The following is a 12,257-nucleotide window of genomic DNA, read 5'->3' on the forward strand; positions in this document are numbered from 1 at the left end:
ATAAAAACGTTCCGATAATAGGATGGGGTGACGGCCGGATTTTAACCCGGCTCTTATTTCCCCGAACAACTCGTCTAAACGTGGTAAAATCTCGTTTTCCCGCAGATCGCGCTCGTCCGCTTTCCGCATTTGTTGCATTGCGGTGGTTAATTGAGGGGAATAAGGTCTTCTCTCAGCTACCATTATTATTGCGTATAAAAATAAAGAACAAGCACCCAGGACTTTTAAAGCCGTATGATTACGGATATAAGAAACTATCGTTAAAGTTTGATGAAATAAACTTTGTGGAAAAAACATGTGTTGGTCCGGCGAAGCGTCAACAGTATTGGCCGCGGTTGGTTTAGGCACCACCGCATGGGCGGCGTATAAAAAAGAGCCGACGGTTTTGTGGATTTGCCTCGGGTACTTTTCGCTGATGGAAGCGTTGCAGGCTTACACCTATTCGGTGATCGGCCAATGCGGCAATCCCGCCAATCAAGTCGCCACGTTGCTGGGGTACATCCATATCGCCTTTCAGCCGTTTTTCATCAACGCAATCTCGCTGTATTTCATTCCGCATGTTGCCGCGCGTAAAATCGCGCCAGCCGCTTACATATTATGTTTTTTCTCCGCCGTGGTGATGATGCTGCATTTATATCCGCTGCAAGGATTGTCGTTGTGCGAAATCGGGCGGCCATTGTGCGGCGATGAATTATGTTCGGTGCGCGGCAACTGGCATATCGCCTGGAAATTGCCATTGAACCATTGGTTCGATGCCTGGATGATCGATTTTGATCCCATAATCCGCAGTCTTTATATCCCTTATGTATTTGTAGGATTTGTATTACCAGTTTTGTATGGATCTTGGCGCATCACACTGTATCATCTGTTGCTGGGACCTGGCCTTGCCGCATTGCTGACCGACAATCATAATGAGTGGCCGGCCGTGTGGTGTTTGCTGTCGATTGGCATCTTACTGATTGTGGTAAAGACCCCGTTACGCCAATTGCTGCATGTCAAAAAACCATGGTGGGAAAGATTTATACCCATCAAACCCTAAGCGGCGCGCGCTAAATCTCCTCTGCGGCGAATAGCGGCAAAATACAAGAATGGAACCGGTTGAGCGTTATTCCCGCACCCATTGGACGAAACTTGGCTTTCTTGTTTATCAAACGCTCTGAATAACTCATCCTTTTGTCCGCCCACTTCAACGTCTTTGCCTTTTTGAGGCTGTTTTTTTGGCCTGACCGTTAAATCGACAATTGAAGACAACCCATCTTCAATACCGGCCCGGATGCGTTTTGACTTTTGCCACACAGGAACAAACTTGGCGTCTTTTTGCGCCTGTGTTTCCAGGATATTTCCGACATCGGCATTCTTCGCCGCAGTATCCGCCACCCATTCCGATACATGAGCATAATTTGCATCTGTAAAGTCAGCGCAATGGTCTAGCCATAATTTTACGGCAGCGACCGGATCTTTTTCTTTCAATTCTTTCCATCCGGCGTAAGCACGGTCGCCTGGAACTCCCGCTATCAGCTGCTGGATTCTTGGGTCTGTATCGGCATGTGGACGCAACAGATCGACAACTCTGTCAGAACAACCGGCCAAAACACGCAATTGGGAGTAAACATTGACACTGGTATCAGTCGTCCTGTCCGCCAAATAAATCTTAGCGGATTCTTCGTACTTTCCTTCGGTATATAATTGATTGGCTTGATCCAAGCGCTGATTCAATTGGTATTTTGCTTCAGCTTCTTTCGCCATAGCGCTTAGTTGCGGATTGGCAATCGCGGCTTGCTGCAATGCCTGTAAACTTTGCGGGGTTTCCGACGCGGCCTTTACCATCTCGGCAAAGTTTTTGTATGGCGCAACCGTGGTTTTATCTTTTTTCCAAGATTCTACAGCATGGCCAATAGCGGCAACCGGATCAGTGGATATCAATAACTCGATTGCTCTATTTTCCGCTTTTGCAATCAAAGCTTTTAATTCGGGCTTATCTTTTGCAGCCGATTTCAATCTTTCCATGGCCGCGCCGGAATGCGCCGCCAAGTCCGCTATTTCATAATCCATGCCGTCTTTGCTGCCGGTCCAGCCGTTCCAACGTTGGATACATAAATCCATGGCTTTATCGGGATCCACGTTGCTGATCTCCAGCGCCTTTATCAATAGGCGGTCTGATTGTATTTCTGGGACAGCGGCCGTCAACGCCGCACTGGTTGTGCACAACGATTTAAAGTATGCAAACGCCTCGTCAGACCGCTTTGCCGCGTCAATCATCGATCCCCTGGCGATCTCTCTTAAACTCGCCGGTCCGCTCTCTTCTATACCTTCGGCTTGCAAATACGCTTCATGATATTTTTTAATGGCGGATACATGGTCACCCTTAGTTTCAAAAGATAAGCCCGTTCTGAATACCCGGTAAGCTTCGGCTTCGCGAAGAGTGCCTTGCAACGATGCATCTTTTGCCGACTCTCGACGTAAAATATCCAGTGCCTCGTCCGAGGTTGCCGCCGCATTGACCAATTTATATTTATAAGTGGAGAGCTTCATGCCCAGATCATTGGAAATTTTTGCTTCGGCAAGCGCATACCCAATCGCGGCTACACCGTCATTATCCGCATACATGGCTTTGGAATATTGGTTTGCAAATTTTTGTTTATCCGCCAAAAGCAATATTCTGTTCAAAAATGGATGTTGCGCGGATTCTTTTTCAACTGCGGCACGGACTTCTGGGCTTGCTGTGCAAAGCCGGGTCAAACAATATTCCGCCGAATCCATTCGCATAAAGGTCAGCATGCTTTGCTGTGTTGAAAGTTCGGTTTTAAATCCGATATATGCTTGTAAATACGCGTTGGCGGCATCCATAGTTCTTGCGTCCTGCCAATACAAGCCGGCTTCGGCATATAGGTTATAAGTGTCCGCCAACGCCGCCATAAATTTCAATTGCGGATCGGCATCTTTGTTTTGCCGTAAAATCCCAAGCACGTCTTTGTTCATGAAACTCAGATCCGCCATTTTTTGATTGGCGCGGTCATAGCTTGGCAAAGCGGGTACTGCATAGCCTGATTTAATTCCGCCCACATAAATTTGGGCTGCCGCCGATGGTTGCAGTTCTGCAATCATTGTCATGCGTTCCCAAAACATAACCTTCTGCGCCATCAATACAAAATCGCGCAAATTTTGATTATTGCCGCCAAAGAAAGATTGATCGATCCCTTTTATATTTAAAATCTGCTTAAACAGTTCTTGATCATTTTGCCATTCCGCAGAGTTAAGCCAGGCCTTATCATTAACGCGTTTGGCTAAATAATTTGTCGCCACTTCCCCAAAATTTTTATAATAGCGCTCCGCTGGCGTAATCGCGTACAACTTTGCCAAAGCCAACATCGCTTGGTCTGTTTTGCCTTGCTTATAATTCTGCGTAAACTGATTGCTCAACTGCTTAATCTGTACCAAGCGTTGTACCGTCGGGGCTACCGACAAAATAGAAACCGTGACGCTTAAACCCGCCAACACCCATACTTTGGCCGTATTAAACCAGTTTCTTGGTTTTCTGGGTTCTTCTTGGCCGAACGTCGGCCCACTTTTGTCAAATGCTTGGGGGCCATAGGGATTTGGTTTATATTCCTGTTGATTGCTCATACCATCCATCCATGTTCTTTTTGGTATAACAATATATCAAAAAGGATACAAAATATCAATCGGATAAATCATAAAAAAAGCCGCTGAAACAGCGGCTTTTAATCACTTACACTGGAACTAGCCGGCGTTTTTTTCCACCTGGGCGTAATCCAAATCGACCGGGGTCGGACGGCCAAAGATCGACACCGATACTTTGACGCGGGATTTGTTTTCATCGACTTCTTCAACCGTGCCGGCGAACGATGCAAACGGACCGTCGATGACGCGAACATTTTCGCCGACTTCAAACGATACCGACGGACGCGGACGTTCCACGCCTTCTTTCACCTGGCGGATAATACGATCGGCTTCGGCATCGGAAATTGGAATCGGTTTACCCTTGCCCGAACCGCCGACGAAACCGGTTACTTTTGGAATGGTTGACATGGCGTGCCAGACGTTATCGTCCATTTCCGCTTTCACCAAAATATAGCCTGGGAAAAATTTGCGTTCGGTTTGCACCTTGGCGCCGCGGCGCATTTCCACCACTTCTTCCATTGGCACCATGACATCGTGCACTTTCGATCCGATCTTTTTATGATTGGTCAGATCGCGAATCGCCTGCGCGACTTTGTTTTCAAAGCCCGAATAAACATGCAGCACGTACCAGCGCGGCGGTTTTGCGGCCGGCGCGGTTGCTTGCGGAGTTGCGTTTTCTGTGGTTGCGGTCGAAGTTTCGTTCATGGTTCACCCAATATTACCAGCCCATGATGTGGCGCACGGCATAGGCAATAATGCCATCAGCCGCCAAAAAGAATAAAGCCGCGAGAATCACGAATACAAATACCATCGCGGTTGTGATCATGGTTTCTTTGCGGGTCGGCCAAGTGATCTTGCCGATTTCAATTTTGACTTCGCGAAAAAATTTCGCCGGAGAGGTAGTCATAGTGCCTGCCATCTATAAAGTTGTTTTTCAATCCTCCTTCGCCAAGGCTTCGGAGGACATGCATAAAGTTTGCGGCGGGAATTACCCGCCGCATGGGAAGTTTTTGCCATTAACCGGCTAAATTGTCAATATATTGTAATGGGCGGCAAAACCGGCTTTTTAGGCCTAAAAATGGGCCTTTGGGCTTTATCGCACCACCCCGCCCCGGTGTAACCGTATCGCCAGACATAAAGCAGCCATGTCTGGATTCCGGCGAAAATGCCTTTTCCATTGCCTTACACGCGGTGCCATCCATTCTTTTGCTTCCGGCGCAGCCAGCTTTTTATCCTTGGCTCGTAATTTTTGTAAGGCTGGTCCAATTTTCTCTAGCTCCGCTTTAGCATCAAACGGCAAGGAACAATCGATAGCCGGCTTGCCATCTTTATTTTCTCTTTGCGCTTTTAATTCTTCAATGCGCTTCGGAATTCTAGGGTCAAACTCACTAGATTTGGATAAAACTCTAATCATCGTATCTATCAAATCCGGATTAGGATGGGGTAAGGGCTTAATTAAATAGGTTAAAAAATTTTCATAGGCTTCGTATATTTGAAGGCTGCTTGGAAAATATTGCAGGGCACATGGAAAAAATTTTGCGCCGAATTCTATCGCTTCCCTTGTACATACAGAAACGCCATCTATTGATTCCCCGTCTGCACGCCGCATCATTTTGGAACCAATTTCGCCTTTCACAATTGCACCGCATAAACATAAAATTCCGCGCCATACCGGATAAGCATCTTGATTAGGCTTACCCTCCTTTTCCAGCAAACCAACAGCGAGTGAAAATGCTTCGCGAGTCCAATACTCTTTCCTGGGCATGTCGGCCACATCAGAAATATTGTGTAAATGGCCGATAACCTGACACAAAGCCTCGACTGCTTCAGGGCCACCGGATTTGGTACATTCTTCTACCAACGGCGCAATCGCTTTATCTATGATGCTCGCGGTTTCACGAAGCCACTCCTCTCCTTCCACCTTTAGCAAGCGGTTAAAACCTATCCCTCTCATAATATGACGAGCGCGAACAACCCATAAATCATGCCTATCAGGATGTTTTTTTATTTTTCCCTCTATACGGGCCACGTCTGCGCGAATGTCGCTGTTAATTTCATCTATGTGCGCGATTATAAAATCTCTATCCCTCGGGGATGTGGCTCGAGATTCTACCGCACCCTTTTTGTTGGCCATGGCATGCAGATAACGCTGCGCGGTAATGATTGCTGTTTCAGCGGCCTCGCGCATGTCGACCGCCGTGCGCGGGATTTCATGAAAAACTTGTCCCGCGCGCATTACCGCATTTTCAATCCTATTCTCTTGCTCTTGGGATTTATTTTCAAAAGGCATTAATGGAGCGGTCAAAAAGCATATATAATCCAGGCGCACCGGATGGTCGGTTGGCGCCAATCTTAAAGCCAATTCGAATTGTTCATTCGTATAATCGCGAACTTTATCCATCAACACGATAGCCTTAGGATCAATTTTTTTTCGGGAAGATAAAAGGCGAGACGGATCAATCTGCCTTCGAAGCAACCTATCACGCCAAGCTCCCATAAACAGCGCGGAGGCCTTGGCGCGAACGATGATTATTGGCAAACGCCAATCGGCGTCGGTAAATATATCGTTTGTAGCAGATTGTCCCATCTCAACTATAACGACAAGTTTAATAGAATTAGCTTAACGGCTTAAAGTATAATAAGAGCCGGCAAGTCCGCTAAATCACCGGGCCTTGTGTCCGTTCTTTGTGTGACCTCTGCTTTTGGTCCTACAGGCAACGTTATCGCAGTATTCGCCAATTGAACAAAAGCCGCCGTAGCCATGAACGCCGCCCCGCCAATTCCCGTTACTCGCATCAAAGATCTTGGGCCATGTACAGGAGGGCGCTTGCTATCTTCAAAGGCCATTCTTTGTTGTACTGCGCTAAATACTAGCGCCGTGCATGCACGATCCTTTTTAAGCAAGCCGGCAAGTCTTCCTTTACTCATTCCACTCACTCCCGATGATTGGTGAATAATCACAGGAACGATAACAAAACGATTCAGTGCGTCAATATTAAAATTATATCAGGCGTGGATAATATTATATTTTATCAACGAAAAAGCCTATGACCGATAATATAATTATCGTCATAGGCTTATTATCCTTCCCGTAACAAAAGCAATTAATCTTATTTTTAGGCGGCTTGATCCTTGCTGCATTGTTTATTGCAACAGCATCCATGACTTGCTTTTTGCAACATGGCCAGCATTTCGTCTTTCAAGGCCAGGCGTTGTTTTTTAAATTCGGTCGCCACGGCATCGGCAACCTGTTCGACCCCGGATTCGATACGATGAATTTGTTTAACCACTTTGTTATATTCGTCGAATAAATGTTTGAAATGTCCGTCGGATGTTTTCAACACATGAATCAATTCTTTAAATTCCGGCAAATCATGCGCCAGATCGTAATGGGCATTATTCATAATAGGATTCTCCTTTGTTAGGATAGATTATAGCGACAGCTATTTCGAAACTGTTTGATCCGGATCAAACCCGATTTTAATAAACCCTTCCAGCTCTGGATAAAATGGCGTGCACCGCCACATTGCCGGGGCCAGCCGGCAAACTCACTCCACCAGATAAGGGCTTTATTTCGGTATCAATCCCTGTTCCCACAGACGCGATCAACTCACGCACATCGGGAGTGGGCAAATGACTTGCCTCATCAGAGTCATAAAGAAAGGCGAACCCGACTCCATCAAAAGTCCGTGGCGTTAATGAACCGTCATTTAAATCATTGTCAGGCGATTGGAGCGGAACTGCTTCAAGGGCATTGCCAACCGGAGTACTGACAAGATTTTCACTTTTTTTAACATCTCGGGGCCGCGCGCCCTGATTTCGCGAATCCTTCCGCAACCATGGCAGAGTGGATGGGTCGGTCCGCCCAGTTTTTGAATCGCGGATGGCCGTTTGTAACGATCCTGCCGTATGTCTCATAATCTCACCTCGTCTGTTTTTCTAATGCTTAAAAAAAAGGGCACCGCTTTGCGGCGTGTTCAATCCCCAACCTTTCACTTCTCGCCACCCGAAGCCTATAATCGATCAGTCCCCCTGCGCTCGTTCCGAGCTTCGGAGGACACCCCCCACACTCAATATAAATTTTACGGCGTAGGGTGGCAGGAGCAGAGGGGATCGAACCCCCAACCTTCGGTTTTGGAGACCGACGCTCTACCAGTTGAGCTATGCTCCTAAAAGGGATGGGCATAGTAGGCGCAAACCGGGGAAATAGCAAGATTTGGTTATTTCTTCTTGCGTGGCGCGGATTTTTTTGAATTTTTAGGCGTGGGCCGATCGGATAACAATACCCCTCCCCGCCCATAATTGTGATCGTCCATGTCATGCCAGAATATCTGCACCACATCGGCCGGCGTGCCGCAATGTTTTACAAATCCTTCGGTGATGGCGCGCACGGTGCGGCGTTTCATTTCGATAGTTTTATTATTTTTTGCATAAATATGAACGATTGGCATTATACACCTTAATTGAAATATCTATCGCCCTTGGATTTATTAGTGTCGTCCACGTCGCGTTTGACGGCGATAATCAAGCCCAACAAAATAACCAGCAACAAATCGGTGAATATCAATTTGAAAAACAGAGCTTCGTCGAACAGGTCGGTCCACATATAAATTAAAACAATCGCGCCCAGCGCGATTAACAAAGCAACGATCACATTTCCTAAAGGAGAGCTGGTAAATTTTTTCATGATTTCTCTTTCTCTAATACAACTAAAAATGCCTCGCGTTTGAAAAACAGCATGGTGCGGCGTTCTTCGCGTTCTAAACTGACAACACGCCAGCCGTCTTCGGCATGGTAATTTAAAAATTCAGAAAAACGTTCCGGATCGACTTTGGATGCGCCCAGCAAAACCGAGCCAAAAATGCCTTCGCGGTAAATGATGACTTTGTATTGTTTCATAAATTCAATCTAGCCGACACATCCGCCAATTTCATTCTAAATTAAATCAATAACTAAACATTGACATAAATGAGTGGTTTCCCTAAAAGACATGCCATGATCAATATAACAAGGGTACAGAATACGGTTATCTTTGCCGCGAAAACCATGCACGAACCGCCATTTTCATGGGGCGTGGCCAACGTAGCCAATGCCGTGATCGCCGGCGGCGCGGGATGGGTGGTCGCGCCGATTATATTCGTTGGAGCCACCACCAACGCCGCGATGATGGTTTGGCGGCGGCAACACAACAATCAACCTTTTCATTCCGATTACCGGATCGTTCAAACCACGGTCAATTTTTTTACGCGCCCATCCGCCTATTTTTATGTAACGGCCGCATGCAGTATTGTTGCCGTTGCCGGCAATTTGTCCGACGGTTTGCGGCAGATGCATATTATCGACCCTGATTTAATTCCGCGTTGGTTTCAAGGACCGCAACGCAGCGCGACGGCCAGTTTCATGTTATGCGGCTGGCCATTTCTGCAAGCGGTTGGCAATTCCAGATATGGATGGATGTTGAATCATCCAACCCCACCAGATCCAAACCCTCAACCAGTTACTGCCGGTGCAATGGCCAAAGGCATTTTAAGCAAACCGCCCGTTTATTGGTCCAGCGGATCGGTAATCAACGGATTGATTTCCGGCGGCATGGCGATTGCCGTGGCGCCGGTAATGATGACTATCGCCGTTCTGCACAGCGCATCAAAAGTTTTAACCGATCATAAACAGCCATCGGCGCCGGAAAGCCTGTCCTTAAGCGCTAAAATCGTGCAAAAACTGGGCGGCGAATCTACCTATTTCTTCGCCGCCGCCGCCAGCTTTGTCGTGTTTTTTGCCGGCAATATGGCCAATATGTTGAAACAGCTCAATGTATTGGATTTAAGCGCCATACCCGAATGGTTGCAAGGTCCGCAACGCGGCGTTACCGCCTGCGCTTTGTTATGTACATGGGCGGCTTTGCAGGCCAAGGGAAATTGCCATTACGCGCTGCGCATGCTCTGGAAAGAACGGGCTGCAAAATAATATTTAAAAATCTGAAAAGAAAATATGGCTTGCCGAGCCGTAGCCTTTGCTGGACCAGTCCCCCTACGCTCGTTCGAGCTTCGGAGGACATCCTACAACTTATGTTTATTTTTACGGCGTAGGATGGAGCGGGTGAAGGGAATCTCGGTTTGATTTACGCGCGACGCGCGGACGGCCTTGCCGCCGGTTCGATTCCCCAAACTCACTCTTATTCCAAATATTAGCCGGTAAAAATACCGGCTAATATTTGGAGCGGGTGAAGGGAATCGAACCCTCATGGCCAGCTTGGAAGGCTGGAGCTTTACCACTAAGCTACACCCGCATACGCGGAACTTGTTCTAACCCCTTATGAAATCAAACACAATATATTTCCCAACCCCCTATCAAATAGTTAATTTCAATTTGGGGCCAGAAAACATTTTACAATGAACAAAAATGTTGCTAAACAGAAACAATATTAATCCATAGCAAGCGGGGATAAATGGCTGCTAAGAAAATTGGATTCATATTTCTTATTATATTGTTATTGGGAATGGCTGGCGCAAGCAACGCGCAAACGGTCTCTTCTATTCAATATAACGGGATTGAATACACCACTTCTGGATCTTCCGCGGTGCAGTTTCCAGCTTATGAAAGCGGCAATTGCAAAGCGCAAATGCGTTGCGGCAGCGCGGGATCGACCGCTGGATCTGCTTGTAAATTTTGTACTCCCTGCACTTGCACTATTGAACGGAAAGACAGCGCCGGACGGTGGATGGCGGAACAAAACAGCCCCTACAAAAATGAAGTCTGCGCCAGCGCCGAACTGCCCGGCAATTTATCCTCCCAGCAATGCCGCGCGTCGACCATGCCCACGTTAAATGGCTATGTGAATGATGAATGGGCAAGCTGCCGGGCCAGATGCCTGTAATTTTATTCAGAAAAATTTTTACGGCAATTACCTGGTGCGCGACGATAGTCTGGTTAAAAATGCGCCAATCACGCCAACAAAAGCGACTCCCGGCAAAAATAATTGCAGCGGACGATTCGTTGCCATGGTCTGAAGCCACATTGATGTAGGGCCGGAATATACCGGCACATTGCCGCCGGCGGTTTGACCCATAACAGTATCTTTTGATAACAGTTCAGGCACGGAACATAACCGGGTATGAAAAGATCTGCGATGCGAAACATCGGAATTCCAAAAATTATAATAAGACAGGTTTTGTTCTTTAACCGGATCAATCGCAGCATCGAAATACAATTTTCCATCGCATAATCTTTTATTGTACAACGTCCAAACGCTGTTTACCGAAACCAACTGGCCAGAACTTTGGCTGGCGGTTTCACTGCCGCGGCGCTGCAATTCTTTTTCACGCAGGCTGGCATCATCTCCGGTTATTTTTTTGGCTTCTTCCAAATCGTCCACCAGACGCAAACCGGTAACCACCACGCGTGGCACGCCGCCTTCATCGACTCTTGATACATGCACCATTCCCTGATCGCCGACCAGCAATCCTGGCAACATGGAATGGCCTTGTTTGGTAAATTTATCTCCATCCGGGGAACCCAAACGAAACGGCAATACAAACTGCTTGTTACTGAAATCTTCGGCATCTACCCGGAATGCCGGAAGCCAACTTTGCACACGCGGCAAATTGTTACTGGCGGCGCCCAATTGCGCTGCTGGAGGAAAATAGTGGCGATTGCCAATTGTGCTTGCACCCAGCCATGCCACTGCGCTAGCGCCAAAGGCGGCGCCCACCCACAAAATATTTTTACCTTTTAGTTTCATACCTGATAATAACATATCTATACGATCAAACAATAGCATTTTATTTCAAATATTTAACAATATAGCAAAAAAAATGCGTGAATTCGATATTCTGCAATAATTTTGATTTACCCGGATTCGAAACAATGATATGTTCCCGCTGCTTTTACAAACCTACAAACACATGAAGAGGGAAACTATGTTTTCAAGAATTTTATATTTAGTTGGTGCAGTTGCGATTTTGACCATTGCAATCTTGGCCAACCCAGTTTCAGCGCAACAAGCTTCGGATCGTTCCGGTTCGTTTGTTTACAACGGCGTCGCCTATGGTGAACCGGATACCCCTGCACCAATGTATGTGCCATCGACTGACCGTCAGTATGGACCTAAAATTCTAGGTTCAGAGAGCAATTGCCGCGCCACATTGACTTGCGGTTCGATATCGACCAGCATCACTGGAACTACATGCACATCATGCATAACTTGTTCCTGCACCATTGAAAAACGCAGTTTTGATGGCACAAGCTGGACTCCGATTACAGGGAGCCCGTTTAGTAACATGGTGTGTTCTTCCTCTACCATGCCATCCAGCCCGACACCGGCACAACGCAGGGCCTGCCGCAACAGCGCCATCAGCGGAGTCGACGGTATGATTCCGGCCGAATGGACGGCATGTCAAGCCAGATGCTAGAAACCCAGAAAAAGCCCGCAAATGCGGGCTTTTTTATTACCCGCAAGATATAATGTTGCGTTATAAAAATTGATTCGCTATAACCGTCTTCCTTGCCGCATGACGAATGGAAAAACGATATGGAGAGATGGCGGAGCGGTCAATCGCACCTGACTGTAAATCAGGCGCCTTCGGGCTACGTAGGTTCAAATCCTGCTCTCTCCACCA

14 protein-coding genes and 3 tRNA genes are annotated in these 12,257 nt (G+C 47.1%); 5 read left to right on the top strand and 12 right to left on the bottom strand.

The window, feature by feature from the left end; translation table 11 throughout:
* Window positions 1-295 precede the first annotated feature (295 nt).
* Window positions 296-1,039 (top strand): hypothetical protein, encoded by a 744-nt coding sequence (locus EYC62_09695; GenBank protein TAH31689.1) that lies wholly within the window; start codon window positions 296-298, stop codon window positions 1,037-1,039.
* On the opposite strand, the gene EYC62_09700 is transcribed toward EYC62_09695, so the two are convergent.
* The 10 genes from EYC62_09700 to EYC62_09745 form a co-directional block, all read right to left on the bottom strand.
* On the bottom strand, window positions 1,036-3,624 hold the full coding sequence (locus EYC62_09700; protein TAH31690.1) for a hypothetical protein: 2,589 nt from the start codon (window positions 3,622-3,624) through the stop codon (window positions 1,036-1,038). The genes EYC62_09695 and EYC62_09700 overlap by 4 nt on opposite strands.
* A gap of 117 nt (window positions 3,625-3,741) precedes the next feature.
* Window positions 3,742-4,347 carry a transcription termination/antitermination protein NusG gene (gene nusG, locus EYC62_09705; GenBank protein TAH31691.1) on the bottom strand — a complete coding sequence of 202 codons (606 nt, stop codon included), beginning with the start codon at window positions 4,345-4,347 and terminating at the stop codon, window positions 3,742-3,744.
* Window positions 4,348-4,360: 13 nt separating this feature from the next.
* Complete coding sequence (gene secE, locus EYC62_09710; protein TAH31692.1) at window positions 4,361-4,549, bottom strand: preprotein translocase subunit SecE; 189 nt, start codon at window positions 4,547-4,549, stop codon at window positions 4,361-4,363.
* Window positions 4,550-4,735: 186 nt separating this feature from the next.
* Entirely contained in the window at window positions 4,736-6,229 is a 1,494-nt protein-coding gene (locus tag EYC62_09715; GenBank protein ID TAH31693.1) for a hypothetical protein, read from the bottom strand.
* 529 nt (window positions 6,230-6,758) lie between these two features.
* Complete coding sequence (locus EYC62_09720) at window positions 6,759-7,046, bottom strand: DUF465 domain-containing protein (GenBank protein ID TAH31694.1); 288 nt, start codon at window positions 7,044-7,046, stop codon at window positions 6,759-6,761.
* Window positions 7,047-7,122: 76 nt separating this feature from the next.
* Complete coding sequence (locus EYC62_09725; protein TAH31695.1) at window positions 7,123-7,560, bottom strand: hypothetical protein; 438 nt, start codon at window positions 7,558-7,560, stop codon at window positions 7,123-7,125.
* A gap of 177 nt (window positions 7,561-7,737) precedes the next feature.
* Window positions 7,738-7,813: transfer RNA gene (locus tag EYC62_09730), tRNA-Trp, on the bottom strand.
* A 49-nt stretch (window positions 7,814-7,862) separates the two neighbouring features.
* The gene (locus tag EYC62_09735) at window positions 7,863-8,093 is read right to left on the bottom strand and encodes a 4-oxalocrotonate tautomerase (GenBank protein TAH31696.1); all 231 of its coding nucleotides are present in this window, start codon (window positions 8,091-8,093) and stop codon (window positions 7,863-7,865) included.
* An 8-nt stretch (window positions 8,094-8,101) separates the two neighbouring features.
* Complete coding sequence (locus EYC62_09740; protein ID TAH31697.1) at window positions 8,102-8,329, bottom strand: hypothetical protein; 228 nt, start codon at window positions 8,327-8,329, stop codon at window positions 8,102-8,104.
* The gene (locus EYC62_09745) at window positions 8,326-8,541 is read right to left on the bottom strand and encodes a DUF4177 domain-containing protein (GenBank protein ID TAH31698.1); all 216 of its coding nucleotides are present in this window, start codon (window positions 8,539-8,541) and stop codon (window positions 8,326-8,328) included. Before EYC62_09745 ends, EYC62_09740 begins: the two co-directional genes overlap by 4 nt.
* A gap of 96 nt (window positions 8,542-8,637) precedes the next feature.
* Between EYC62_09745 and EYC62_09750 the strand changes: the two genes are divergently transcribed.
* The gene (locus EYC62_09750) at window positions 8,638-9,606 is read left to right on the top strand and encodes a hypothetical protein (protein ID TAH31699.1); all 969 of its coding nucleotides are present in this window, start codon (window positions 8,638-8,640) and stop codon (window positions 9,604-9,606) included.
* Window positions 9,607-9,854: 248 nt separating this feature from the next.
* On the opposite strand, the gene EYC62_09755 is transcribed toward EYC62_09750, so the two are convergent.
* A tRNA-Gly gene (locus EYC62_09755) sits at window positions 9,855-9,928 on the bottom strand.
* Between the two features lie 159 nt (window positions 9,929-10,087).
* Here EYC62_09755 and EYC62_09760 point away from each other — a divergent pair.
* A complete protein-coding gene (locus EYC62_09760; protein ID TAH31700.1) occupies window positions 10,088-10,516 on the top strand; it encodes a hypothetical protein in 429 nt (142 codons plus the stop codon).
* Between the two features lie 27 nt (window positions 10,517-10,543).
* Here the strand turns inward: EYC62_09760 and EYC62_09765 are convergent, their stop codons facing one another.
* Window positions 10,544-11,380, bottom strand: a complete 837-nt coding sequence (locus EYC62_09765) for a hypothetical protein (GenBank protein ID TAH31701.1) — start codon at window positions 11,378-11,380, stop codon at window positions 10,544-10,546.
* A gap of 178 nt (window positions 11,381-11,558) precedes the next feature.
* Here EYC62_09765 and EYC62_09770 point away from each other — a divergent pair, with 178 nt between their 5' ends.
* Window positions 11,559-12,050: a hypothetical protein gene (locus EYC62_09770; protein TAH31702.1), complete on the top strand. Its 492-nt coding sequence runs from the start codon at window positions 11,559-11,561 to the stop codon at window positions 12,048-12,050.
* A 121-nt stretch (window positions 12,051-12,171) separates the two neighbouring features.
* A tRNA-Tyr gene (locus EYC62_09775) sits at window positions 12,172-12,257 on the top strand.

This window comes from Alphaproteobacteria bacterium (genome assembly GCA_004295055.1).
Classification (GTDB): domain Bacteria; phylum Pseudomonadota; class Alphaproteobacteria; order SHNJ01; family SHNJ01; genus SHNJ01.

Excerpts from the sequence above, each read along its gene's own strand:
- EYC62_09695 (TAH31689.1), top strand. The coding sequence starts at position 296 with ATGTGTTGGTCCGGCGAAGCGTCAACAGTATTGGCCGCGGTTGGTTTA.
- EYC62_09700 (TAH31690.1), bottom strand. The coding sequence starts at position 3,624 with ATGAGCAATCAACAGGAATATAAACCAAATCCCTATGGCCCCCAAGCA.
- nusG (TAH31691.1), bottom strand. The coding sequence starts at position 4,347 with ATGAACGAAACTTCGACCGCAACCACAGAAAACGCAACTCCGCAAGCA.
- secE (TAH31692.1), bottom strand. The coding sequence starts at position 4,549 with ATGACTACCTCTCCGGCGAAATTTTTTCGCGAAGTCAAAATTGAAATC.
- EYC62_09715 (TAH31693.1), bottom strand. The coding sequence starts at position 6,229 with ATGGGACAATCTGCTACAAACGATATATTTACCGACGCCGATTGGCGT.
- EYC62_09720 (TAH31694.1), bottom strand. The coding sequence starts at position 7,046 with ATGAATAATGCCCATTACGATCTGGCGCATGATTTGCCGGAATTTAAA.
- EYC62_09725 (TAH31695.1), bottom strand. The coding sequence starts at position 7,560 with ATGAGACATACGGCAGGATCGTTACAAACGGCCATCCGCGATTCAAAA.
- EYC62_09735 (TAH31696.1), bottom strand. The coding sequence starts at position 8,093 with ATGCCAATCGTTCATATTTATGCAAAAAATAATAAAACTATCGAAATG.
- EYC62_09740 (TAH31697.1), bottom strand. The coding sequence starts at position 8,329 with ATGAAAAAATTTACCAGCTCTCCTTTAGGAAATGTGATCGTTGCTTTG.
- EYC62_09745 (TAH31698.1), bottom strand. The coding sequence starts at position 8,541 with ATGAAACAATACAAAGTCATCATTTACCGCGAAGGCATTTTTGGCTCG.
- EYC62_09750 (TAH31699.1), top strand. The coding sequence starts at position 8,638 with ATGATCAATATAACAAGGGTACAGAATACGGTTATCTTTGCCGCGAAA.
- EYC62_09760 (TAH31700.1), top strand. The coding sequence starts at position 10,088 with ATGGCTGCTAAGAAAATTGGATTCATATTTCTTATTATATTGTTATTG.
- EYC62_09765 (TAH31701.1), bottom strand. The coding sequence starts at position 11,380 with ATGAAACTAAAAGGTAAAAATATTTTGTGGGTGGGCGCCGCCTTTGGC.
- EYC62_09770 (TAH31702.1), top strand. The coding sequence starts at position 11,559 with ATGTTTTCAAGAATTTTATATTTAGTTGGTGCAGTTGCGATTTTGACC.